The organism is Nocardioides sp. B129/18, assembly GCF_055282735.1.
The window spans coordinates 171,774-193,399 of sequence record NZ_JBUZJI010000005.1; the positions used below are offsets into that span (position 1 = coordinate 171,774).

Below are 21,626 nucleotides of genomic sequence, written 5' to 3' on the forward strand. Positions count from 1 at the left end.
CCGGTGGCGTGGACGCCGCCCGTCCGGGGAACTCTCTCGAAAGCAAGCATCTAGTGCACGAGGCACTGGAGCGCGCCGCGAGAAGAGGTCGAGATGTCCACTCAGCACGACACCGTCGCCACCCCCGCTGACACCACCGCCACCGACCGCAAGGCGGTCGTGGAGCGTCAGAAGGAGCGGTTCGGGGGCATCAAGCCCGGGGCCGGCTTCTTCGGCTGGCTCTCCGCGACCGGTCTGGTGGTGCTCCTCTCGGGTCTGGTGGCGGCCACGGGCGTGACGATCAACCTGGTCTCCGACGGCAAGACCTCGGACGCGATCGGCTGGGACGGGGTGATCCTGGTGATCGCGGTCGTCGCGGTCTCCTTCGTCGCCGGTGGCTACGTGGCGGGTCGGATGGCGCGCTTCGACGGTGCCCGTCAGGGTCTGGGCGTGTTCGCCTGGACCGTGGTGATGACCGTCGTCCTGGCGGTCCTCGGTGTCGTGGCCGGTGCGAAGTACGACGTGCTGGGTCAGATCGACTCCTTCCCGCGCATCCCCAGCGACCTCGGTGAGCTGACGCTGCAGGCCGGTGTCGCGGTCGTCGGCGTGATCGCCGCTGCTCTGATCGGTGCGATCGCCGGTGGCGTGGCGGGCATGGCCTACCACCGTCGCATCGACGTCGCCGGCCTGGGCCGCTGACGCACCCCGCCCTCCCCGGTCTGCCGACGGCCGGTCGCCCCTCCCTCGGGCGACCGGCCGTAGGCGCTTGTGTGACGTGGGTCGCGCATGGCATCCTGCTTGACATTCCTCCCCCTTTTGTCAAGCAGGAGCGACGATGACCGCGACGCCCGTGACGCCCCGGCCCACCGATCCGCGCCCGGCGCTCGGCCTGCCCGACCCCGCCGAGCGGGTGCCTGCGCTGGCCCGGCCCACGGCGGCGCTGTACGTCGTCTCGCTCGCGCTGTGCGGCGTCCAGCTGCTCGGGCTCGCCCGGGGCTGGACCCCGTGGCTGCTGGTGCCCCTCGGCGGCGCCGTCACCTACCTGATGTTCACCGTGCTCCACGAGTCGGTGCATCACGCGGTGAGCACCCGCACCCGGCTCAACGACGCCTTCGGACGCGCGTCGGTGCCGTTCGTGGCGCCCTACGCGAGCTTCGGGCTCATCAAGTTCATCCACATCGAGCACCACCGCAACACCAACGAGCCCAAGTCGGTCGACCCCGACCAGTGGACCAGCGAGGGCCCGGCCTGGCAGCTGCCGCTGCGCTGGGCGACCCTCGACGTCTGGTACCTCGTCTACTACCTCGGGCGGGTGCGCGAGCGCCCGCGTCGCGAGGTCGTCTCGACGCTCACGGTGTTCGGCGTCGCGATCACTGCCCTGGTCGGGCTGTCGGTGGCCGGCCTCGGCTCGGAGGTGCTGCTGTGGCTCGCCGGGCAGCGGCTCGGCATCCTCGTGCTGGCCTGGTGGTTCGACTACCTGCCCCACCACGGCCTGGGGTTCACCCAGCGCGAGCACAAGTACGGCGCCACCCGGGTGCGCGTGGGCCGCGAGTCGTGGATGACGCCGCTGTTCGTCTACCAGAACTACCACCTGGTGCATCACCTGCACCCGAGCGTGCCGTTCTACCGCTACGTGCGCGCCTGGCGCCGCAACGAGCAGGCCTACCTCGACCGCGACGCCGCCATCTCCACCTGGTTCGGCCGCTCGCTCACCCCCGACGAGTACCGCACCTGGCGGCGGCTCACCGACCCCGCCGTCGACGGCCCGGCCGCCGCGGCCGCCGGCCCCGGCCGAGTGCCCGCCCAGGCCCACGCCCTGCGGGTCGCGGCCGTCGAGCCGCTCACCGAGGAGAGCCGCCTCGTCGTCCTCGAGGTGCCCGAGGACCTCGCCGAGGTCTACGCCCACCGCCAGGGCCAGCACGTCTCCGTCCGCGCGATCCTCGACGGGCGCGCCGTCACCCGCACCTACTCGATCGTCGACGCCGCCGCGTCCCGCTCGTCGGGCCGGCTCGCCATCGCCGTGCGCCACGTCGAGGGCGGCCTCTTCTCCACCTACGTCCGCGACGAGCTCGCCCCCGGCGACCTCCTCGACGTCCTGCCGCCGGCCGGCCACTTCCGCACCGAGCTCGACGCCTCGGCCCGCCGCCGCTACGTCGCGGTGGCCGCCGGCTCGGGCATCACCCCGCTCCTCTCGATCCTGCGCACCACCCTCGCCGAGGAGCCCGACAGCACCGTGACGCTGGTCTACGGCAACCGCACGCCGGCCTCGACGATGTTCCGCGCCGAGCTCGACGCCCTCGCCGCCGACCCGCGGGTGCGCGTCCACCACGTCCTCTCCCGCACCGCCGCCTGCGACCCCGCCGCGGGGGAGCGGCCCGGCCGGATCTCCCCGGCGCTGGTGCGCGAGCTCGCGGGCGCCGAGCCCGTCGACGCCTGGCTCCTCTGCGGCCCACAGGCCCTCGTCGACGACCTCGCCGTCGAGCTCGGCACCACCGAGCGCGTGCTCACCGAGGTCTTCCACGCCGAGAGCGCGGCACCCGCCCTCGACGTCGAGAGCCGGGTGACGATCGCCGTCGGCGGCGCCGAGCGCAGCCTCGACCTGCGCTCGTCGGGCGACACCCTCCTCGACGCCGCGTTGCAGGCCGGCCTCGAGCCGCCCTACTCCTGCGCCGGCGGCGCCTGCGGCACCTGCCGCGCGAAGGTGACCCTCGGGCGCGCGGTCATGGACCAGAACCACGCCCTCGACGACGCCGAGATCGCCGCCGGCTACGTCCTCACCTGCCAGGCCCATCCGGTGAGCGAGGAGGTGCGCGTCGACTACGACGCGTGAGGCGCTCGTCGGCTGATCAAGTAGCGCGGCCGCATCGATGGCCTACCGTGGGGGCATGCGTCTGCGACCTCTCGGCTGGGAGCTCTCCGCCTTCCTGATCTGGCTGGCGTTTCTCGGGCTCGCCGTGGCGACGCAGTGGACGCCGCTGCTCGGCGCCGTGCTGATCGTCGGCGCCGTCCTGACGCCGCTGGTGATCGGCGGCTTCCTGGTGCGCCTCGGCGTCGGCATCCTCGGCGAGCTGGGCGTCGGCCGCCCGCGCCGCGGCTGAGCCTCAGCCGGCCACCCAGTACCCGGGCCCTGGCGGCGGCTCGTCCTCGAACGGCTCGCGGGTGTCGGAGGCGAGCCAGCCGTGCTCGTGGTGCACGAGGAACCGCGTGCGTCCGAGCGCTCCGAGCACCGTCTCCTTGAACGGCGTGGCCCGCGGGTCGGCCGTCCCGTGGATGACCATCGCGTAGACGTCCCACTGAGCCCGCGTGAGCACCACCTCGATGCGCTGACGGCGGCCGCCCTGCTGCGGCACGGTGATGAGGAGCCCGCCGGACACCTCCTGCACGTCGGCCCAGCCGTCGATGTAGTCCAGGAGGACGTCCCAGGTGCGCATGGTCCTCATCGGCCCATCATGCCGGGCGCGGCATGACCAGGGCGGGGCGAGGCCATCTGGACCACCGGCCCAGACCACCTCCACAAGCCCCGGTCCTCTCGGCTGCCATGGCCCGGCACCGGGCCGACGGGGCTCGGGGAGAGCGAGAGGGGTGCGGACGTCATGGGGATGAGCGCCGTCGAGGGCTGGGAGGAGCAGGCCCCGCCGAGCGGGACCGCGGAGGACGCCGGACGAGGGCCGTGGTGGCGCTACGGGCTGGTGGCTGCGCTGCTGCTGGCGCTGGGCTACGCGGCGGGAGCGTCAGCGGTGCTGCTCCTGAGCGCGCTGCGGATGGTGTGACGTGGCCTCGCTCGGGCGCAAGGTCCAGCGCAGCGTCGATCGCAGCATCCACCACAGCCTCCGCAGCGCGTGGCGGTGCTGGCGCCGTCACCCCGACCACTGCCCACACGTTCCGATCAAGCGGGGTCGTCCGTTCGGGGTCTGACCCGGGGTCAGAGCCTGAGGCCCTCGGTCAGGGGAGGCGCTGGGCAGCCTCGGCGACGAGGCGCGCGAGCGTCTCGACGGCGTCACCGAGGCGCTCGCCGGCCTCGGCCCGGGCGGAGTGGCTCAGGTCGAGGGCGGGGTCGAGCATCCCGGCGATCACCCGCACCGCCGCCATGGCGGCGACCAGGTCCTGGCGGAGTCCCGGGTTAGGAGCGGTCGGGGCGTCGGTGGCTCTCCCGGCCCTCGGGCTCGGAGCCAGCCGGTACCCGATGCCCGGCTCGGTGCGGATCAGGTCGGCGTCCTCGGCCACGGGCGAGCACAGCTTGGCGCGCAGCGACCCGACATGGACGCGGAGCGCGTCACGGCTCTGCCGCGGCTCCGCGTCGCCCCACACCGAGCGGGCGAGCGCACCGTGGCTCACCACCCGCCCCTGGGCGCGGGCGAGGGAGTGGAGCACCTTCCACTCCGTCGGGGTCAGCCGCACGTCGCCGCCCGAGCGGCGCGCGCAGAGGCTCTGGAAGTCGACGTGAAGGTCGCCGGAGACCAGCCCGTCCGCGTCGGCGTCGCCCCTGCGCTGCCGCAGCACGCCCTGCAGCCGCTCGTCGAGGTCGGCCCGACGGAACGGCTTGATGAGCACGTCGTCGGCCCCCGCCTCCAGGGCTCGGGCGACGGTGTCGGCCTGCCGGCTGCTGCTGACGACGAGGATCGGCACCGTCGACGCCGCCCGGATCCGCTCGATCGCGGCGAGACCGCGAACGTCGGGCAGTCGCAGGTCGACGATCGCGACGTCGCTCCCGTCGAGGTCGACCCCCGGGTCGAGTCGGCCTGCCGACACGGCCCGCACCTCGAAGCCCTGACGCTCCAGCACGCCCAGGAGCGCACCGCGCACGGGGTCGTCGTCGATGAGCAGGAGCCGAGCCACGGCGTCAGCCTTCGCGGTGGGGAGCCGCCGCGGACAGGGCCGTTGGTCCTGCCGGGTCCCGACCTGGTCCCGACCTGGTCCCGACCTGGTCCCGACCTGGTCCCGACCTGGTCCCGACCTGGTGCGCGGCCGAGGTCAGCGCGATGCGCCCAGGACCTCCAGCAGTGCGAGGGCGTCGTCGGCGGGGGAGCCGGGGCGCGCGCTGTCGAGCACGAGGTGCTGGTCGCCGTCGGTCAGGAGCATGGCGTCGCAGTCGAGCGTGAGCGGGCCGACCTCGGGGTGGTGGAAGGTCTCGGTCAGCATCCGGGGCGCCTGGACGTCCTGGCGGTCCCACAGCCGCGCGAAGTGCTCGATGACCTCCCTGAGATCGGCGACCAGACGGACGACGTCAGAGTCGTCGGGGTAGCGGGCGACGGTGGAGCGCAGGGTCGCGACGATGCTGATCCTGAAGGCGGCGTCCTCGGCGATCCCGTAGAGGGCGGGGCTCCCCGGTGCTCCGAGGAAGGCGCGGCGGGCGAGGTGTGCTCCCTCGGCTCGAGGGCGTCGAAGTCCTCCAGGAGCACGGCGGCGACACCGTTCCAGGCGAGCACCTCGTAGGCGGCCGACAGCACGAGCGCGGCGGTCCGGGGCAGTCCGTCGATCAGCGACAGGATGCTGGGGCGCACCAGGCGGCTGTGCAGCCTGGGCGGACGTCGGCGGCGCCCGCGAGCACGAACAGGTGGGACGTCTCGTTCTCCCCGAGGCGCAGCGCCCCGGCCAGGGCTGCGCAGACGTCGCTTGAGGGCCGCGAGGCGCGGGCCTGCTCCAGACGCGTGTAGTACTCGGTGGAGATGTGGGCCAGCACGGCGACCTCCTCGCGGCGCAGGCCGGGGGTGCGGCGGCGCGGGCCGGAGGGCAGGCCGACGTCCTCCGGTGCCAGGCGCACGCGTCTGCTCCGGAGGAACGAGCCGAGCTCCTCCCTGTCCACGACGCCATCACGCTCGGCGGTTCGTGCTCCGGGGGCCGCTCAGGGGTGCCCGGTTCGTGCCTGGATCGGCCGCAGGCGGTGCCGCAGCGTGGTCGCCATGACCACCTTCGATGCAGACAGCACCCAGCCCGTCCCCGTCCCCGGCCTCCTTGCCGGCAAGGTCGTGCTCGTCACCAGCGCCAGTCGCGGGATCGGCCGCGCGGCCGCGCGCCTCTTCGCCGCAGAGGGGGCCCGCGTGGTGCTCGCTGCGCGCAGCCTGGCGGCGCTGGAGGGCGTCGTCGAGGAGATCCGGGGGACCGGCGGCTCCGCGGACGCCGTGCCGATCGACCTCACCCGGCCCGCGTCGATCCGGGCGGCCGTCGAGCGGGTCGCCGAGCTGCGCGGACGGCTCGACGGCGCCTTCACCAACGCCGGCGTCGTGCAGCGGCCGGGTCCGCCGGAGACCACCAGCGACGCGGACGTCGAGGAGCAGTTCGCCGTGAGCTTCCGCGGCCAGTGGACGGCGATGAACGCGGAGGCCGAGCTCATGCGGAGCAGCGGCGGGGGCGCGATCGTGAACACCTCGAGCATCGGATCCCGCCGGGCGAATCCGACGCTGCCGGCCTACGGGGCGATGAAGCGGGCCCTGAACAGCATCACCGAGCCCGCGGCCGTCTCCTGGGCGCCGGACGGCATCAGGGTCAACGGCCTCGCCCCGGGGGCGACCGCCACCGACATGATGACGCAGTGGGACGCGGCCGCTCCCGGCGTCATCGCGGCGGCGACGGCCGGGATCCCGCTGGGCCGGATGGCCGAGGCGATCGAGGTCGCTCAGGTCGCGGCGTTCCTGCTGAGCGACCGGGCGTCCGCGGTGACGGGCGCGATCGTGCCCGTCGACGGCGGCGCCGGCGCGTGAGGTGACGGCGGGCGCCGTGCAGGATCCTGCGCGTGGACATGCACTCCCCACCGATCGAGCAGGCGCCACACGATCAGGCGTCACTCAGTGCTCGGCCCCTCGACGTCGTCGGCCGTTCGCCCGCGGGGAACGGCCTGATCTCACTGCAGGCAGGCGGAGACGCGTCGCATCCGCTCAGCCGCCGTGGCGTGCCTCGGCCTGCTGAGCGATCCACCCCGCGAGCTCGTCCGGGTCGAGCCTCAGGGGCGACGGCAGGGCGATGCTCGGCGCTCCGACCAGCCTGCGATTCGCCACTGCGAGCGCGCGGCTGGCGCGTCCTGCCTGGTGGTCCGAGAGCCACCGCGACTCGAACTCGGAGCTGATCACGAGGAGGACCATCGCGGTGCCGCGAGCTCGGAAGACGCCGGCGTCCTCGATCTCCGCCCACGGCACGAGGCGCTCCCCGTGCCGGAGGTAGTGGGCGGTCACGCCTCGCGAGTCGACCACGACCGCCGGGCCTTTCTGCCTCAGCTGCAGGCTGCACGCCACCACGCCCCCGACGCCCATCAACGCAGCAAGCGCACCGACGATGCGATCGCTCGTCGACTCTCCGGCCACGGCCGTCGCGACGCCCGCGGCGAAGAAGACCACCCCGGCCACCGACACCCATCTGAGCCGTCGGGTCGAGAGATGGAAGGAGACGCTGCCGGTGCGCTCGAGCTCGGCGTCCCAGTGCTCCGGATGATTCGACTGCTCGCCCCGTCTCGCCATGACGGCAGCATCCCATCCGCGCGCAGCCGAGGAGCATGCCGAGGTCGGCCGACGACGCACGACGCCCGGCCACCATCAGGCAGCCGGGCGTCGGGATGAATCTGCGCTCAGGTGAGCGTCGGGATCTTCACGCCGGTGTTGGCGTGGCAGCGGTACCCGTTGGGGACCTTCCTCAGGTACTGCTGCCAGAGTTTGGGCTTGCACGTATTCGGTCGGCGTCCGCAGGGCGGACGGCCGATGGATCGGTCGAGTGGGCTCCCCAGGGTCGGATGCGTCGGCATCGACAGGCTTCCTGCTCATGACGAAGGCCTTCGTCGCTGCTGCTTCAGAACTCTGAGCGCGACTCGCGCACGGACTGGTTGCCCGCCGCGTCCGTGGTCGTGACCGTGGTGCGGGCGCCGGTACGGCGGTTGGCCGTCGCGGCGGTGAGGACGAGCAGGACGATGCCGACGGCGGCGAGGATCCAGCCGACGGTGGTGAGGTCGACCCCGTTCACGCGGTCGGTGACCGCGAGGGCGAGGACGAGACCGATGGCGGTCAGGAAACCGCCGAATCCGTAACCCATGATGTGAGCCTCTCAGGATCGATGGCGGAGAGCTCCGCCGGTGAGGGGTGAACGCTCGAGAGCCGCGGGACCGCGACCTGCCTCCTCATTCCCCGCGCAGCCGTCGGCAACCCGAGCAGGCTCGGTCTCACCCCTTCGGGGGCACGACGCCGGGACGTCGCGACTGATCTCAGGTCGCGCGTCGGCGGGCCGATGATCTGATCCCACCCCCGTGACGCGTCGCCCCCGACGACACGCCGCACTCACCGAGGGATCCCCCATGCCTCTCAGAGCCCTGCCCGTCCGCGTCCTTCGTGCGGTCGCGACCACGCTCGCGATCCTCGCCTCGGTCACTATCCAGCCCGCGACCGCGGACGGCCACACCGCGCCGCGCCCTGTCGCTCGACGGTCGATCGTCGAGGTGCAGCTCGGGACCTACGTCGAGGGGATGGCCGCCGACCCGGCTCGGCTCACTGCCTTCGAGTCGCAGATCGGACGCCGCGCCGCGATCGCGTCGTACTACCGCGGCTACGGCGAGGTGTTCCCGGGCGACACGGAGCGTGCCCTGGCCGACGGCGGGCGTCGGCGCGTCCTGGTGTCGTGGGACATGGGACCGACCCGCTTCGCGGAGTGGGCGGCGGGCCGGCACGACGACTATCTCGCGCAGATCGCCGACGCCGCGCGTGCGTACCCCTCCATCCTCTTCATCCGGCCGTGGCCCGAGATGAACGGCGACTGGCAGGACTTCCAGCCCACCGCGGCCGGCGAGCGTCGCTTCGGCGGTACCTACGACGAGTTCAAGGCGGCGTGGCGCCATGTCGTCGCCTACTTCCGATCCCGCGGTGTCGCGAACCTGCGGTGGGTGTTCAATCCGACGGCCGACACCTACGCCGAGACGACGGCGGTGTCGCGGATATGGCCCGGCTCCTCCTACGTCGACGTACTGGGCCTCGACGGATTCAACTGGGGAGCCGACGGCGCCTGGGGTCGGTGGCTGAGCTTCGATCAGATCTTCGCCACCCAGTACCGGCGTCTCACTGCGCTGCACCCGTCCGCGCCAGTCTGGATCTGCGAGGTGGCCTCGAAGGAGCCGACGGTGGACGACGGGGCGCCGATCGACACGGCCCACAGCAAGGGCGCCTGGGTCCGCCAGATGCTGGCAAGCACCGCCTTCCCGAGGGTCAGCGCCCTGATCTGGTTCCAGGCGACCAAGGAGCGCGACTGGCGGGTCGAGTCGAGCACCGCGTCCCTCGACGCGTTCCGCTTGGCGATCGCGGACTCACGTCGGCGCTCACGCTGAGGCGCGCACGGTCGGCGACGGCACGGATCACCGCACGGACCAACGCGCGGACACCTGACGCGCCACCAGGTACATCCGTCGCGAGGAGCCGTATCGCGGCCAGCAGGTGGTGAGCGTCAGAGTGGGTCCAGCGCGCGGCGCGAGCACCCACACGTCGTCGACGTCGATGATCCGGGCTGCCTGGATGACCTCGTAGGTCCAACGCGCCCGGCCCTGCGTGGCGATGATCCGATCCCCCGGGACGAGCCGGTCGAGGTCGATGAAGGGGGAGCCGTGCCCGGCGCGATGGCCCGCGACGCCGACGTTGCCGGCAGCCCCGAACAACGGCGTGGCCGCGTAGTGACCCGGGCCCTCTGCGAGATCCTCGGCCGCCGTGCCCTCGACGACGACCCATCGCCAGTCCGAGCCGAGGGCCGGGATCCGCAGCGTCGCCAGAGCGTCGCCCTCCGCTGCAGGTGATGCCACCGGCGCAGCCTGAGCCCTCATCGGTCCCGTCCGTCCGGGAACCTGCCGGCCGATGCTCCCGACCGGACGCGGACCCGTGCGATCCAGCTCGCGCGCAAGGCGCGACTGCGCGACCTCCGCGCGGCTCGTGCCCCACCACCATGCGACGGCGTCGGGAGCCAGGACGGCCAGCGCGACAGCTGCGAGGGTCGCTGCCAGGGGGAGCGCGAGAGCGCGCCTCCCGCGGCCCCGGCCAGCGCGAGGCGTCCACGTCCCGGGTGACGCAGGCACGCTCATCGGCCCGCGGGCAGGACGCGCCTGATCGCGAGGAGCGCGGAGAGGAGGGCGAAGGCGGCGAGGAACATCCACACGCCGTCGAAGGCCATCCCGGTCGCTGCGAGGCCGCCGGATCCCAGCAGGCTCCCCGCCCCGGCGATCACACCTGGACCGGCCATCGGGTTCGAGTACATCTCACCAGCTCCTCTCCGAGCTCATCACCGCTTGCCAGAAGGCGCGCGCCTGCACGAGCTGCAGGAACACGTCGAAGACCATCTCGACGACCACCGTCGCGCCCAGCGCCATCTGGCGGGCGCCCCGTGCCCTGACCGTCACGACCCGCTCGACGGAGAAGATCGCCGTGACGCCGAGCCATAGGGGGTGCAGGGTCATGCCCACGGCGAGGCCGTAGATCACGCTGGCGAGGTAGAGAAGCGTCGCCACCACCCCGACCAGACTCAGGACCTGGCGGCCCCAGTAGGGGCGGGTGACCGGCGTCCAGCCGTAGTCGAGCAGGTTCTCCAGCGCGCCCCGCTTCCAGCGCAGGCGCTGCTGGGCGAGCGCCGACCACGTGGTCATCACCTCGGTCTCGAGCGTGCACTCGACGGGGGCGAGGATCCGGTGGCCGAGATGCATCAGCGCCAACGACAGCTCGTTGTCCTCGGTGAGGACGTGGACGTCGTAGACGTCGCCGCAGCCCGAGGCGTCGGGAAGTCGTCCGTCCTGACGGGCCTCGCGCACCTGCCGCAGGACCGCCCACGGGAAGACCGAGGCGGTGCCGGTGAGCACGAGGGCGCGCCCGTGCAGCCGGCGGACGTCGCGTTCGTAGCGCGCGTACTCGTTGCGCTGGAAGGTGCCGAGCAGGCCGCCGCCAGGCCCACCCCGGAAGGTCCCACCGACGCCGCCGAGCCCTGGATCGGCGAGGTGCTCGCGGGCCGTGTGGAGGAAGCGCGGGTCGAGTGTGCAGTCGGCGTCCATCACGAGCACCAGGTCGTGCGGCCCCCAGCCGCCGTCGAGTGCCGCGAAGGCCTGGTTCAGTGCCCCGGCCTTGCGATGCTCGTTCCCGGTGGTCACGAGGACCTCCGCGCCGTGCGCGGCGGCGATCGCGGCCGTCTCGTCGGTGCAGTTGTCGGCGACCACGACGATCCGGTCCGGGGGTGCGATCTGGCGGCGCAGCGACCCGATGGCCTCGGCGATGCCGGCCGCCTCGTCGTGGGCTGGAAGGACGGCGGTCAGGGTGCCGATCGGTCGGATGCCTGCCGCGCAGGTGCGAGTCGACGCATGAGTGATGACCACGTGAGGAGTCTTGGTCCTGCCCGTCGGCGGCGACGGCGACTTTGCGGCTTCCTCACAGCAAGAGTCCATAAAGGCGGCCGGATCTCCGGGGCCTCGTCCAGGTCCGTCAGAGCCGGCCGACGTCTAGGATGGTTGGATGGTGCGCCTGCTCCTCATCGAGGACGATGCCGAGCTCCGAGCGGCTCTGGAGGCGGTGCTGCAGCGTCATGGGCACGACGTCCGGTCGGCGGCTGACGGGTTGGAAGGACTCCGTGCGCTCGATCACGAGCCGGAGGTCATCCTGGTCGACCTCGGACTGCCGGGTCTCTCCGGGCTCGAGGTGATCGGTCGCGTGCGGGCGAGCCGGTCCACGCCGATCATCGTGCTCAGCGGCAGCAGGGAGTCCGACGCGGTGTCGTCCGCCTTGGACGCCGGGGCCGACGACTTCGTGGCGAAGCCGTTCCGGCTGGGCGACCTCGAGGCACGTCTGCGGGCCGTGCTGAGGCGCGGAGCCGGCGACGGGCCCGGCACGAGGATCGCGGTGGGTGGACTCGTGATCGACTTCGACGCGCGGACCGTGATGGTCGACGATCATCCCCGTCACCTGACGCCGACCGAGTGGAAGGTCCTCGAGGTGCTCGCGCAGGGCCGCGGCCGCGTGGTGAGCCACCGGGTCCTGGCGCAGTCGGTCTGGGGGCAGGCCGAGTACGCGCAGGCGCGCGAGACGCTGCGGGTGCACGTCGGCGCGCTGCGCGCCAAGCTGTCCCGGGGAGGCGGCGAGGCCTCGCTCATCGAGACCGAGAGCGGCATCGGCTATCGCATGGTCCATCAGGACGCCGGCGGCGATCAACGACTGAGTCGTGCGGTGTCGGAGAGCGGTGCTCCGCCGCGTGATCTCGAGGGCGGCGGCCACGCCGCTCTCGCCCATGACCTGAACAACGCGATGGCCACGCTCAACGTGATCGCGGGCATGCTCGACCCACGGGTCGGGCTCAGCGATGCAGCCCGCGAGGAGGCTATCGAGCGGCTGGGGCGGGCGGTCGTGAGCCTCGGGTCGCTGGTCGACGACGCAGTGGGGCTGCTGCGCTGAGCGGGCTCAGGCCGTCGGCGGCTGCCGGGCTCGTGCCGTGCCAGGGGATGGTCATGGTCGCCACGGTCACGCCGTCGTGCGACGTCAGCGTGAGGTGTCCTCCGTGGGCGATGACGATCTCGCGTGCGAGGGTGAGGCCCAGCCCCACCCCGGGGCGCGCCTCCCTCTCCGCGGCCTCGGTGCGATAGAAGGCGTCGAAGGCCCGAGCCAGCTCGGCGCCGTGCAACGTGTCGCCCTGGTTCACGATCTGAAGCTCGGCCGCGTCCTGTGCCCCGTCCGCGTGACGGAGGGCCACTGCGATGGTGGTGCCCTCGGATCGCGCGTGCCGAGCGTTGCAGAGCAGCTGGTCGACGACCTTGCGGAGCTGCCGCGAGTCGCCGTCCACAGACCGATCGCGGACCTCCGTGGAGAGGGAGAGGATGACCCCCTCGCCGTCTCCGCCGGCAGCGTGGACCGCCTGCTCGACGACCTGATCGAGGGAGACCGGGGCGTGCTGTGCTCCGGGGGTGCTGTCGAGTGCCGTCGCCTGCAGGAGGTCCTCCACGAGCGCGGCGAGACGCTGACCGCTGCGGTGCACGCTGCCGGCGATGCCGCGGACCTCGGCGCTCACCTCCCCCGCCAGGCCGGAGACCAGGACGTCGCTGTAGCCCATGATCACCGTCAACGGCGTCCGGAACTCGTGGGTCACCGATGACAGGAGCGCAGTGCGCATGCGCACGAACTCCATCTGCTCCTCCCGGGCCTCTCGTTCGTGCTCCACCGCGACCGCGCGATCGCGGATGGCGAGCGCGAGAGGGGTGGCCAGCGCGATCACGCAGATGACGTAGAGCTGGACCATCGCAGCGGTCGCGGCAGGCGAGCGCGCGAAGTCGTCGACGAACGGGCCATGCCCCTGGCCGGTTCCGATCGTCGCGAACGTCGCAACGGCGAGCGCCGTCCAGGCCGTCAGCCGGGGCGTGAGCACGAAGGTCGCCATCACCATCGCGGCGAGGGGGAGGAATGCGAGCGACTGGCCGCTCGTCAGCCAGAACACCGGAAGAAGCGTGGCGACGAGCACTCCCGCGACCGCCGCGATGGCGAGCCCGTGCGCGCGTTGCAGCGAGCCGCGCGGTGGCGCCAGCACGATGCCCAGCACGAGGAGCTGGCCTGAGAGATGGGACGGGAACACGCTGACGGCGACCGGGCGCGGATCGGCTCGGAACATGAGGAACACCGTCAGAGCGACGAGCGCTGCGATGGCTGCTGCGCCCGCGGCCGCTGCGCCCAGCAGCCGCCCGTAGGAGCCGAAGGAGTCGAGGGCGAAGGGAGCTCTCGCGCTCGGCGCCAGGAACCAGACTGCGACGAGGGCCTCGGTCGCGTTCGCCAGGCTGAACGCCAGGGCCAGCACGGGCGGATGACCGGCCACGACGTTCGCCACTCCCGTCACTGCGACGACGAGTCCGGCCGCTGCCAGGCGCCCCACGGCCGAGCGTCGACGCAGGAGGAGCCAGGTGGCCACGCCGGCGCCGGGCCACCAGGCGGCGACGGTCGAGCCGGGAGGACGGAGCGCCACCGAGCCCGTCGCCACGACGAGCAGGAGCACGCAGATGAGCACGTCAGGGACCCGCGTCTCGGAGACGACGCGACCGCTCAGGGCGCGCACACGCCTGAGCACGAGATGCTCGCCGCCGAGGGGGCGGTGGAGGGCGGTCTTGATCACGCTCCCAGGATCGGCAGCCCGCGTCCTCCCGCCACCGGCCTTCACGACATCTTCGCGTCATCCCTCGGTCGTGAAGATCGTCCAAAGCACGGTCCGGAGCCACGGGGGGCGGGGTCATGCTGAGTCACCAAGAGCCGCCGAGATCCCGTCGCGTCCGTGCCGACGGGTCGTGTGCCAGAGCTGGAGGAGCCGGATGCTCACCATCGACCTGCCTGCGGAGGGCCGCGGATGGCGCCCCTCGACGATGATCGACGTCGGGCATCACGGCCTGGGGCTCGATCGGGGCCTCGACCTCGGAGAGATCGTCGTGGCCCGGTGCCTCGACGACGTCTGGTGGACGCTGCGTGTCGACGACATCGAGTTCGGTCTCAGCGACACCCGGTACCTGATGGGCGCGCTCCGGCACGTGGACCCGATCGCGCGACCTCCGGTGTCGGGTCGGATGCTGACCACCCGCCAGACCAGGGCTCTGCTGGTGGCACTGGGGCAGGACGTCAGGTCGGCTCGCTCCAGCGAGCAGCGGGTCGAGCCGGATCGCGCTCGCGTCCGCGCCACGGCCTCCGGTCGGTCGGCGGGGGGCGACTCGTGAGCCGGCTGCTGATCGTCGACGACGAGACCGATCTGCGCGAGCTGATGGCGATCGTCCTGGAGTCGGTGGGGCACGAGGTGGCCACCGCCCGCAACGGCGCCGATGCGCTTGCGTTCACCGAGCACGAGGCCTTCGACCTGCTCGTGCTCGACGTGATGATGCCCGGCATCACGGGATTGGAGGTCTTGTGCGAGATCCGTGCGAGGAGCGGCCCGCAGCCCGCGGTGCTGATGCTCTCGGCGCTCTGCTCGCGCGCCGACGTCCGAGCCGGATACGTCGCCGGGGCTGATGACTACCTGGCAAAGCCCTACGCGATGACCGAGCTCCTCGAGCGGGTCCAGATCCTGCTCGACGAGCGGGCGGTGCTGGCGTGAACGGCCACACCGCGCCCCGTCCCGCTCCAGCGTTGGTCGACTCGCCGCTCGTGCTCCGGGGACGCGCCGCCGGGGCGATCGTGCCCCTGCGCCGAGCGAAGGGGGCATCGTGGCTCGGCCTGGGCCAGCGCGTGGTCATTCGCGGCCTGGACGGTGTCTTCTGGCGTGGCGTCGTCCTGCAGGTCGATCGTGACGGCGAGCCGAGCGCCATGCTGGGGGCGGCCCTGAGCCGTGCCGACCTCGCGGCCCTCGGTCTCGTGTGGAGCGCTCACGCCGCCCGACTTCGGATCGACGGTCTGGTGGTCTGCCCATGAGCGACCTCGAGGTTCGGCCGGACCAGGAGCTGACGTCGGCGACGCGACACCCCTGGAGCACGCTGCTGAACGACAACCGGATCAGCGCGATGCCGGCGTTCGCCTGCGGACTCGGTGGCACGATCCACCGCGCCAATCGCGCCTTCGCCGACATGGTCGGCTCGACGCTGGAGGAGATCCACGGCCGCCGGCTCGACGAGCTGACCGAGCCGGCCGACTGCGGGGTCGTCGGGCTCCATGCGACGCGTGCGCTGCACGAGGGCCGGGTGGTCACCGTCGACCTGCGTCATCCCCTCCCCGCAGGGCGGCACGTCTGGGTGCAGCACTCCATCTCACCCCACCTCGACGTGACGAGCGGGACCGAGGCGAGCTTCGTGGTGCTGGCCGTCGCGCGTGCGCGGGCGCGCCACGAGGGTCACGCTGCAGGGATGTCGGCCTCGCTGCGCGATGCCGTCGATCTCCTGCCGGCTTCCGTGCTGGTGACGACCGTGGGCGGCGCCGAGTCGTCGTCCACGGAGCGGCTGGGGCGATGCTCCGCGCTCACGTCGGCGGAGAGGGCGGTGCTGGACGAGGCACACGGTCGAGCCGTCGTCGATCCGCGGGAGCGGGTCGACGAGACGATCACCATCCCGAGCGACGACGACGGCGTGCACCACCTCGAGCTCCGCTCCCGCTCGGGGCGCACGGACGACGGCCGGCGGACGACCGTGACCACGCTCGAGGACGCGACCTCGCGGATCGAGCGAGAGCGCAGGCTCGCCGATCGCGCCAGGATGGTGGAGCAGACCGCGGACGCCGTCATCCTCCTCGACGCGGCCGGCTCCATCCGGCACTGGAACGCGGGAGCGGAGGCCTTGCTGGGGCGGAGCCTGGCCGAGGCCGTCGGCCGCCGGCTGGATCAGCTCGTGGTGAGCGTCAGTCCCGACGTCGACCTCCTGAGCGCCGTTCGGACGCAGGACCGCTGGACGGGGGAGGTGGTCCTACGGGGCAGCGGTGACCGTGAGATCGACGTCCTGTGCCGCTCGTGCACGCTCGGTGAGGGTGACCCCGGGCCGGGCGGACTCCTGGTCGTCCTCACCGACGTCACCGAACTCCGGGCGACCGAGCTCGCCCTGCGACGGAGCGAGCGCCTCCTGCACTCGCAGTTCGCCTACACCGCCGTCGGCCAGGCCATCCGCAACAGGGAGGACGTCCTCGAGGCGGTGAATCCGGCTCTGCTCCGCATGCCGGGCTACGAGGAGGCCTCCGACCTGATCGGACGACCGGCGGAGGACCTCGCTCCGGTGGCCGCACGCGACGAGCGCCGTCGCCTCCTCGAGCCGGTCATGTCCGGAGAGCAGGACGTCGTCGAGTTCGACAGCTCGCTCCAGCGGCGCGACGGCTCCGTCCTCGAGGTACGGCTCACCTCGTCGGTCATCCGCGACGACGACGGACGGCCGTACCGCTTCGTCTCGGCCTTCCACGACATCAGCGACCAGCGACGCGCCGAGAGACGACGCGACGAGGCGCTGGCTCACCTGAGACGAAGCGACCAGATGAAGAGCGATCTGCTCGCGCTGATGGGGCACCAGCTCAAGAACCCGGTGGCGACGCTGCTCCTCGGCTCGGACGCGGCCGGCGTCACCTGGGCCGAGAGGCCCACCCCCGAGACCGCCGAGGCCTTCGTCTCCCTGGTGGCTCGGAACGCGGCCCGCATCGGCCAGACCGTCGACGAGGTCCTCGATCTCGTCGCGATCGAGAGCGACAGGCTCGTCGCGCGCGAGGAGCTCACCCGCGTGCACGACGTCCTCGTCTCGCTCGAGCTCGACGGCATGGACGTGGGCGACCTGCCTGCGGAGACGACCGTGCAGTGCGAGGCCGCTCATCTCGCCCACATCATCGACAACCTGTCGACCAACGCGGATCTCTACGCATCCGGTCTGCGCCGCATCCGGCTGGCGCCCGACGACGACGGCGATGACGGGGAGTCGGTCGTGCTTCTCATCAACGACGAAGGCCCCGGAATGACCCCGGACGTCGCGTCCGCTGCGTTCGAGCGCTTCAGTCGGGGAGACTCGGCGCTCCCCGGGTCGGGGCTCGGTCTGTTCATCGCACGTCAGCTGGCGCGTGCCAACGGCGGCGAGCTGGCTCTTGCCTCGACGGGGCCGCACGGGACGACCTTCGCCCTGACGCTGCCGAGAGCGTGAGCGCCGCGCGACGCCGGTGACGGCGACGGTGCTGACCCACAGTCGGTCAACAGGCGGGCAACAGTTGGGAACCCGGGCTCAAGGGGGTAGGCCGGCGGACGATGGTCTGTCTATGGTGATCTCTGAGGCGCTCGTCACGGCGGCGGAGCGCGGTGAACGGCGTCAGCCTCTCGTGCGCTCCGCGATCTGGGCTGTGATGTTCGTCCTCGCGGCGTTCGGCGGGCGCGCGACGATCATCGACGGCACGGCGATGAGCCTCGTCTGGCCGGCGGCCGGGATCGCGGCCGTCTGGCTCCTGGGCTCGACCCGATCGTGGTTCCTCGTCGACATGGCGTTGCTCATCGGCTGCACGGCCGTCGTCAACCGTGTGACAGGCGCCCCGTGGGAGCTGGTGATCGCGTTCATCCTCGCCAACACCTGTCAGGTGACGCTGTTCGTGGTGCTCTGTCGCGGTCCCCGTGCAAGGGACGATGCGGGAGTCGTGGGCTGCATCGGCGTGCCCATGCACGTGGCCGACCTCTGGCGGATGGCCCGGCACGCCTTCGTCGCGACCGCCGCGGGGGCCGGCCTCGGCTCTGTCGCGGCCCGATGGGTCATCGTCGACCTCGGCCCGGCCGACTTCGTGGTGTGGTGGGCGCGGAACCTCGCCGGCATGGTGGTCGTCGTCGCTGCCGTCGGCATCTTGGGCCGCGGAGCTGGTTCGCCCGGCTCCGTCGTGCGGGAGACGCTCGTCCAGGGCCTGGAGCTTCTCCGGCAGCGCGGCGTCGAGGTCATCGCCCTGATCTGCTTCACCGGGGCCGTGTACTGGGCGTCCTTCGTGAGGTACCCCGACCTGCCGGTCGTGTTCGTCATCATGCTCGCCACGCTCTGGGCCGGGACTCGCTTCGGGGTCACCTTCGCGCTGGTCCACGCGCTCTCAGTGTCCGCGATCGTGGTGACCTTGACTCTTCACGGCATCGGTCCGGTCGCAGGTCTTCCCAGCGTCCAGGCGATCGGGATCATCACCCAGCTCATCATCGTCACGTCCTGCATCCTCGGCCTGGCGTTCTCGCTCGGCCGTGAGGAGCGGGCGGCGACGTTGGTCGAGCTCTCCATCGCGAAGGCCCGGTCCGACGTGGAGGCCCATCGCTTCCACCTGCTCGCCGATGCCGTCGACGAGGGTGTCGCACTCGTCGATCCGATGGGCTGCGTCATCAGCTGCAACAAGGCGCTGGTCGCGATGAAGGGCCACGATGGACTTCCGCCGACGCGCCTTCCCTCGGGCGACTTCCGATTCACCACGCTGGCCGGCGAGGAGGTGCGGGAGGGCCGGCTGCCGATCGCCCTCGCAGCCGCAGAGGGACGGCCTGTCGAGATGGATCTCGTCGTGACGCCGCTGAAGGGGGGCGACCAGCGGGTGGTGCGCGTCAGCGCGACACCCCTCCACGGCGACGTGGGGCGCGTGGAGCGGGTGCTCGTGGTCTATCGCGATCGCACCGACGAGCATCGTCGTCTCCAGGAGCTGGAGTCCTTCGCGGGGTCGGTCGCACATGATCTGCGCTCTCCCCTGACCGCCTTGCGGGGATGGGTGGAGCTGAGCGCGATGATCTCCGAATCTCGACACGGACGTGATCCTGAGCTCGTCGAGACGCTGAGTCGTGCTGACAGGGCAGCCGAGCGGATGGGCTTCCTGATCACCGATCTCCTCGACTTCTCCCGCGAGGGGCGGGCCTCCCGCGATGAGCAGATCGACATGGAGGAGCTGGTCACCTCGGTCGTGGACATGCGGCTCGCCTCGGCTGATCCGAAGACTCGAGTCGTCCTGGGCCCGCTTCCGCCGGCGGTCGGCCAAGCCGGACTCATCCGACAGGTCGTCGACAACATCGTCGGCAACGCCATCTCTCACGCCGGCGACGGCCGGGCGGCTACGATCGTCATCAGCGGGATCGAGAACGACGGCTGGACGCGCTACAGCATCGCCGATGACGGCCCCGGGATCCCGCTTGAGGAGCGTGAGCACGTCTTCAGGCCCTTTCACCGGCTTCGTCAGGACGGAAGCGGCCAAGGGCTCGGCCTCTCGATCGCTCGCCGTATCGTGACCAGTCACGGCGGTCGCATCGAGATCACGGACAGCCAGCCGTCCGGCGCCTGCTTCAGCTTCACCCTGCCGTGTCCGCCAGCGCCGCTGCCCGAGGATCATGCATCGCTCGCCGATCGTGCAGAAGGTCTGGCTCAACCGCCGTCGCGCGGGATCTGAGGCCCCCGAACCAGCATCCATCGGTCCTCCCGTCGTTTGTGGTGCGGAGTGCACGGAGGCTGGCCATCGAGCAAGGACGCACCGCCCGCCGGACTGAAGATCGTCGATGGTGCAAGCTGTCGATGGCGCGCTGCGCCCGGCTGCGTGGGCAGCCAGGCGCCGTCCGGGGCAGCTCAGGTGAGCGTCGGGAACCTCACGCCGGTGTTGGCGTGGCAGCGGTACCCGTGGGGCACTTTTCGGAGGTACTGCTGGTGGTGGTCCTCGGCGAAGTAGTACGTCGGGGCCTGGCGGATCTCGGTGGTGATGTCGCCCAGACCGCGGCGGGCCAGCTCGGCGCCGTAGACGTCGGTGAGCTCGCGGGCGACCTTCTCCTGCTCGGGCGTCGTGTAGTAGATCGCCGAGCGGTACTGGGTGCCGATGTCGTTGCCCTGACGCATGCCCTGCGTGGGGTCGTGCACCTCGAAGAACAGCTTGACGAGGTCGGAGAAGGCCACCTTGGCGGGGTCGAAGACGATCCGGACGGCCTCGGTGTGGTTGGTCATGCCCGAGCAGACCTCCTCGTAGGAGGGGTTCGGGGTGGTGCCGCCCGCGTAGCCGACCGAGGTGGAGTAGACGCCGGGCAGCTGCCAGTAGATCTCCTCCGCGCCCCAGAAGCAGCCGAGGCCGAAGAGGGCGACCTCGTAGCCCTCGGGCGTCGTGCCGTCGCCGGGGGTCGCCTCGAGCGGCGTGCCGAGGACGGCGTGCGTCGGGGCGAGCGGGAAGGAGCGCTGGGTGCGGCCGGGGAGCGTCTGGGACTCCTCGACGAGCGACGTCTGCTTGCGGGTGAAGAACATGGAGACCTCCTGAAGGGTCGGTGGTGCCAGTGTGTCCAACACCGGCAAGGCCCTCGTCGTTCCCGCAGGGCTCAGGTGGCGACGTGGCGCGGGGCACAGCGCTCACAGGAGGTCCACAGCGCCGTGCGACGGCGGTGCCAGCGCGCGGCACGAGCGTTCTCGTCATGAGCCACGACCACGACGACCCCTTCGACCTCGGCCTCGCCCATGACCTCGCCCGCCTGGAGGAGCAGCAGCAGCGGATGCGACGCCGCAGCCTGCTGGGTCTTCTCGGCGCCGGCGGCGTCGGTGCCGCCGGCCTGCTGACGCTCGGCCAGGGCGGCGTCAGCGCCGCGTCCGCGGCCACCTGCGTCGGCACCGAGATCCCGAACGAGACCGCGGGCCCGTACCCGGGCGACGGCTCCAACGGCCCCGACGTGCTGCTCGAGGACGGCGTCGTCCGGCGCGACATCCGTCGCAGCATCGGCGACGCGGACGGCGTCGCGAAGGGCGTCACGCTCGACGTCACCCTGACCCTGCAGGACACCTCCACGTGCGAGGTCGTCAGCGGCCTGGCGATCTACGCCTGGCACGCCACCCGCGACGGCAGGTACTCGATGTACTCCTGGGGGCTGGAGGACGAGAACTACCTGCGCGGCGTCCAGGTGACCAACCACCTCGGCAAGGTGCGCTTCCGCACGATCTACCCCGGCTGCTACTCCGGGCGCTGGCCGCACATCCACTTCGAGGTCTACCGGTCGCGCAAGGAGGCCACCAGCGGTGGGACGCCCCTGGCCACCTCCCAGATCGCGATGCCCCGCAAGCAGTCGGCCCACGTCTACGGGCACGCGTCGGGCTACAGCAGCTCGGCCACCAACCTGAACCGGATCTCGCTGTCGACCGACAACGTCTTCCGCGACGACAAGGGCGTGCGTCAGCTGGCCACCGTCACCGGCAGCATCACCGACGGCTACCAGGCCACGCTGCTGGTGCCGATCGACGCCTGAGGTCGTCGTCCGGGGTCGGACTTGGCATGCGAACCGTGCGCTTGGCACGGGAT

23 protein-coding genes and 1 pseudogene are annotated in these 21,626 nt (G+C 71.9%); 13 read left to right on the plus strand and 11 right to left on the minus strand.

Annotated elements, in window-relative coordinates:
* Nucleotides 1-93 precede the first annotated feature (93 nt).
* The 3 genes from ACZDWJ_RS05800 to ACZDWJ_RS05810 all read left to right on the plus strand — a co-directional run bounded on the left by ACZDWJ_RS05800 (nt 94) and on the right by ACZDWJ_RS05810 (nt 3,077).
* The gene (locus ACZDWJ_RS05800; protein ID WP_463519980.1) at nt 94-678 is read left to right on the plus strand and encodes a hypothetical protein; all 585 of its coding nucleotides are present in this window, start codon (nt 94-96) and stop codon (nt 676-678) included.
* A 136-nt stretch (nt 679-814) separates the two neighbouring features.
* Nucleotides 815-2,809: a fatty acid desaturase gene (locus tag ACZDWJ_RS05805; protein WP_463519981.1), complete on the plus strand. Its 1,995-nt coding sequence runs from the start codon at nt 815-817 to the stop codon at nt 2,807-2,809.
* Nucleotides 2,810-2,864: 55 nt separating this feature from the next.
* Nucleotides 2,865-3,077: a hypothetical protein gene (locus ACZDWJ_RS05810; RefSeq protein WP_463519982.1), complete on the plus strand. Its 213-nt coding sequence runs from the start codon at nt 2,865-2,867 to the stop codon at nt 3,075-3,077.
* Between the two features lie 3 nt (nt 3,078-3,080).
* Here the strand turns inward: ACZDWJ_RS05810 and ACZDWJ_RS05815 are convergent, their stop codons facing one another.
* The gene (locus ACZDWJ_RS05815) at nt 3,081-3,419 is read right to left on the minus strand and encodes a hypothetical protein (RefSeq protein ID WP_463519983.1); all 339 of its coding nucleotides are present in this window, start codon (nt 3,417-3,419) and stop codon (nt 3,081-3,083) included.
* 159 nt (nt 3,420-3,578) lie between these two features.
* Here ACZDWJ_RS05815 and ACZDWJ_RS05820 point away from each other — a divergent pair, with 159 nt between their 5' ends.
* Nucleotides 3,579-3,749 (plus strand): hypothetical protein, encoded by a 171-nt coding sequence (locus ACZDWJ_RS05820; protein ID WP_463519984.1) that lies wholly within the window; start codon nt 3,579-3,581, stop codon nt 3,747-3,749.
* Between the two features lie 172 nt (nt 3,750-3,921).
* On the opposite strand, the gene ACZDWJ_RS05825 is transcribed toward ACZDWJ_RS05820, so the two are convergent.
* From ACZDWJ_RS05825 to ACZDWJ_RS05835, 3 genes and pseudogenes are all read right to left on the minus strand, one after another.
* On the minus strand, nt 3,922-4,815 hold the full coding sequence (locus ACZDWJ_RS05825; RefSeq protein WP_463519985.1) for a winged helix-turn-helix domain-containing protein: 894 nt from the start codon (nt 4,813-4,815) through the stop codon (nt 3,922-3,924).
* Nucleotides 4,816-4,950: 135 nt separating this feature from the next.
* A pseudogene (locus ACZDWJ_RS05830) lies at nt 4,951-5,480 on the minus strand (MmyB family transcriptional regulator).
* Nucleotides 5,456-5,782 (minus strand): helix-turn-helix domain-containing protein, encoded by a 327-nt coding sequence (locus ACZDWJ_RS05835; RefSeq protein ID WP_463519986.1) that lies wholly within the window; start codon nt 5,780-5,782, stop codon nt 5,456-5,458. Before ACZDWJ_RS05835 ends, ACZDWJ_RS05830 begins: the two are co-directional and overlap by 25 nt.
* A 97-nt stretch (nt 5,783-5,879) precedes the next feature.
* Between ACZDWJ_RS05835 and ACZDWJ_RS05840 the strand changes: the two genes are divergently transcribed.
* Nucleotides 5,880-6,677 (plus strand): SDR family NAD(P)-dependent oxidoreductase, encoded by a 798-nt coding sequence (locus ACZDWJ_RS05840; protein ID WP_463519987.1) that lies wholly within the window; start codon nt 5,880-5,882, stop codon nt 6,675-6,677.
* Between the two features lie 174 nt (nt 6,678-6,851).
* On the opposite strand, the gene ACZDWJ_RS05845 is transcribed toward ACZDWJ_RS05840, so the two are convergent.
* Entirely contained in the window at nt 6,852-7,427 is a 576-nt protein-coding gene (locus ACZDWJ_RS05845) for an STM3941 family protein (RefSeq protein ID WP_463519988.1), read from the minus strand.
* Between the two features lie 325 nt (nt 7,428-7,752).
* Complete coding sequence (locus ACZDWJ_RS05850; protein WP_463519989.1) at nt 7,753-7,992, minus strand: DUF6458 family protein; 240 nt, start codon at nt 7,990-7,992, stop codon at nt 7,753-7,755.
* 211 nt (nt 7,993-8,203) lie between these two features.
* Between ACZDWJ_RS05850 and ACZDWJ_RS05855 the strand changes: the two genes are divergently transcribed.
* Nucleotides 8,204-9,271, plus strand: coding sequence for a glycoside hydrolase family 26 protein (locus tag ACZDWJ_RS05855; RefSeq protein WP_463519990.1), 1,068 nt, complete (start codon nt 8,204-8,206; stop codon nt 9,269-9,271).
* Nucleotides 9,272-9,298: 27 nt separating this feature from the next.
* Here ACZDWJ_RS05855 and ACZDWJ_RS05860 read toward each other — a convergent pair whose 3' ends face one another.
* From ACZDWJ_RS05860 to ACZDWJ_RS05870, 3 genes are all read right to left on the minus strand, one after another.
* A complete protein-coding gene (locus tag ACZDWJ_RS05860) occupies nt 9,299-9,736 on the minus strand; it encodes a class E sortase (RefSeq protein ID WP_463519991.1) in 438 nt (145 codons plus the stop codon).
* 272 nt (nt 9,737-10,008) lie between these two features.
* Entirely contained in the window at nt 10,009-10,185 is a 177-nt protein-coding gene (locus ACZDWJ_RS05865; protein WP_463519992.1) for a hypothetical protein, read from the minus strand.
* Nucleotide 10,186: 1 nt separating this feature from the next.
* Nucleotides 10,187-11,287 (minus strand): glycosyltransferase family 2 protein, encoded by a 1,101-nt coding sequence (locus ACZDWJ_RS05870; RefSeq protein ID WP_463519993.1) that lies wholly within the window; start codon nt 11,285-11,287, stop codon nt 10,187-10,189.
* Nucleotides 11,288-11,423: 136 nt separating this feature from the next.
* Here ACZDWJ_RS05870 and ACZDWJ_RS05875 point away from each other — a divergent pair, with 136 nt between their 5' ends.
* The gene (locus tag ACZDWJ_RS05875; protein ID WP_463519994.1) at nt 11,424-12,356 is read left to right on the plus strand and encodes a response regulator transcription factor; all 933 of its coding nucleotides are present in this window, start codon (nt 11,424-11,426) and stop codon (nt 12,354-12,356) included.
* On the opposite strand, the gene ACZDWJ_RS05880 is transcribed toward ACZDWJ_RS05875, so the two are convergent.
* Nucleotides 12,283-13,938, minus strand: a complete 1,656-nt coding sequence (locus tag ACZDWJ_RS05880; protein ID WP_463519995.1) for a sensor histidine kinase — start codon at nt 13,936-13,938, stop codon at nt 12,283-12,285. The genes ACZDWJ_RS05875 and ACZDWJ_RS05880 overlap by 74 nt on opposite strands.
* A gap of 310 nt (nt 13,939-14,248) precedes the next feature.
* Here ACZDWJ_RS05880 and ACZDWJ_RS05885 point away from each other — a divergent pair, with 310 nt between their 5' ends.
* The 5 genes from ACZDWJ_RS05885 to ACZDWJ_RS05905 all read left to right on the plus strand — a co-directional run bounded on the left by ACZDWJ_RS05885 (nt 14,249) and on the right by ACZDWJ_RS05905 (nt 19,754).
* On the plus strand, nt 14,249-14,644 hold the full coding sequence (locus tag ACZDWJ_RS05885; protein WP_463519996.1) for a hypothetical protein: 396 nt from the start codon (nt 14,249-14,251) through the stop codon (nt 14,642-14,644).
* Complete coding sequence (locus ACZDWJ_RS05890; RefSeq protein WP_463519997.1) at nt 14,641-15,018, plus strand: response regulator transcription factor; 378 nt, start codon at nt 14,641-14,643, stop codon at nt 15,016-15,018. The genes ACZDWJ_RS05885 and ACZDWJ_RS05890 overlap by 4 nt, the downstream gene beginning before the upstream one ends.
* Nucleotides 15,015-15,332: a hypothetical protein gene (locus ACZDWJ_RS05895; RefSeq protein WP_463519998.1), complete on the plus strand. Its 318-nt coding sequence runs from the start codon at nt 15,015-15,017 to the stop codon at nt 15,330-15,332. Before ACZDWJ_RS05890 ends, ACZDWJ_RS05895 begins: the two co-directional genes overlap by 4 nt.
* Nucleotides 15,329-17,518: a sensor histidine kinase gene (locus tag ACZDWJ_RS05900; RefSeq protein ID WP_463519999.1), complete on the plus strand. Its 2,190-nt coding sequence runs from the start codon at nt 15,329-15,331 to the stop codon at nt 17,516-17,518. Before ACZDWJ_RS05895 ends, ACZDWJ_RS05900 begins: the two co-directional genes overlap by 4 nt.
* A gap of 112 nt (nt 17,519-17,630) precedes the next feature.
* The gene (locus ACZDWJ_RS05905) at nt 17,631-19,754 is read left to right on the plus strand and encodes an ATP-binding protein (RefSeq protein WP_463520000.1); all 2,124 of its coding nucleotides are present in this window, start codon (nt 17,631-17,633) and stop codon (nt 19,752-19,754) included.
* A 173-nt stretch (nt 19,755-19,927) separates the two neighbouring features.
* Here ACZDWJ_RS05905 and msrA read toward each other — a convergent pair whose 3' ends face one another.
* Nucleotides 19,928-20,587 carry a peptide-methionine (S)-S-oxide reductase MsrA gene (msrA, locus tag ACZDWJ_RS05910; protein ID WP_463520001.1) on the minus strand — a complete coding sequence of 220 codons (660 nt, stop codon included), beginning with the start codon at nt 20,585-20,587 and terminating at the stop codon, nt 19,928-19,930.
* 164 nt (nt 20,588-20,751) lie between these two features.
* On the opposite strand from msrA, the gene ACZDWJ_RS05915 reads away from it, so the two are divergent.
* Nucleotides 20,752-21,573: a peptidase associated/transthyretin-like domain-containing protein gene (locus tag ACZDWJ_RS05915; protein ID WP_463520002.1), complete on the plus strand. Its 822-nt coding sequence runs from the start codon at nt 20,752-20,754 to the stop codon at nt 21,571-21,573.
* Nucleotides 21,574-21,626: the final 53 nt, after the last annotated feature.

Bases quoted from the DNA above. Each gene is read 5' to 3' on its own strand.
- ACZDWJ_RS05805 (WP_463519981.1), top strand. From the start codon at position 815: ATGACCGCGACGCCCGTGACGCCCCGGCCCACCGATCCGCGCCCGGCG.
- ACZDWJ_RS05905 (WP_463520000.1), top strand. From the start codon at position 17,631: ATGGTGATCTCTGAGGCGCTCGTCACGGCGGCGGAGCGCGGTGAACGG.
- msrA (WP_463520001.1), bottom strand. From the start codon at position 20,587: ATGTTCTTCACCCGCAAGCAGACGTCGCTCGTCGAGGAGTCCCAGACG.
- ACZDWJ_RS05845 (WP_463519988.1), bottom strand. From the start codon at position 7,427: ATGGCGAGACGGGGCGAGCAGTCGAATCATCCGGAGCACTGGGACGCC.
- ACZDWJ_RS05915 (WP_463520002.1), top strand. From the start codon at position 20,752: ATGAGCCACGACCACGACGACCCCTTCGACCTCGGCCTCGCCCATGAC.
- ACZDWJ_RS05885 (WP_463519996.1), top strand. From the start codon at position 14,249: ATGCTCACCATCGACCTGCCTGCGGAGGGCCGCGGATGGCGCCCCTCG.
- ACZDWJ_RS05875 (WP_463519994.1), top strand. From the start codon at position 11,424: ATGGTGCGCCTGCTCCTCATCGAGGACGATGCCGAGCTCCGAGCGGCT.
- ACZDWJ_RS05900 (WP_463519999.1), top strand. From the start codon at position 15,329: ATGAGCGACCTCGAGGTTCGGCCGGACCAGGAGCTGACGTCGGCGACG.
- ACZDWJ_RS05815 (WP_463519983.1), bottom strand. From the start codon at position 3,419: ATGAGGACCATGCGCACCTGGGACGTCCTCCTGGACTACATCGACGGC.
- ACZDWJ_RS05820 (WP_463519984.1), top strand. From the start codon at position 3,579: ATGAGCGCCGTCGAGGGCTGGGAGGAGCAGGCCCCGCCGAGCGGGACC.
- ACZDWJ_RS05850 (WP_463519989.1), bottom strand. From the start codon at position 7,992: ATGGGTTACGGATTCGGCGGTTTCCTGACCGCCATCGGTCTCGTCCTC.
- ACZDWJ_RS05800 (WP_463519980.1), top strand. From the start codon at position 94: ATGTCCACTCAGCACGACACCGTCGCCACCCCCGCTGACACCACCGCC.
- ACZDWJ_RS05840 (WP_463519987.1), top strand. From the start codon at position 5,880: ATGACCACCTTCGATGCAGACAGCACCCAGCCCGTCCCCGTCCCCGGC.
- ACZDWJ_RS05865 (WP_463519992.1), bottom strand. From the start codon at position 10,185: ATGTACTCGAACCCGATGGCCGGTCCAGGTGTGATCGCCGGGGCGGGG.
- ACZDWJ_RS05810 (WP_463519982.1), top strand. From the start codon at position 2,865: ATGCGTCTGCGACCTCTCGGCTGGGAGCTCTCCGCCTTCCTGATCTGG.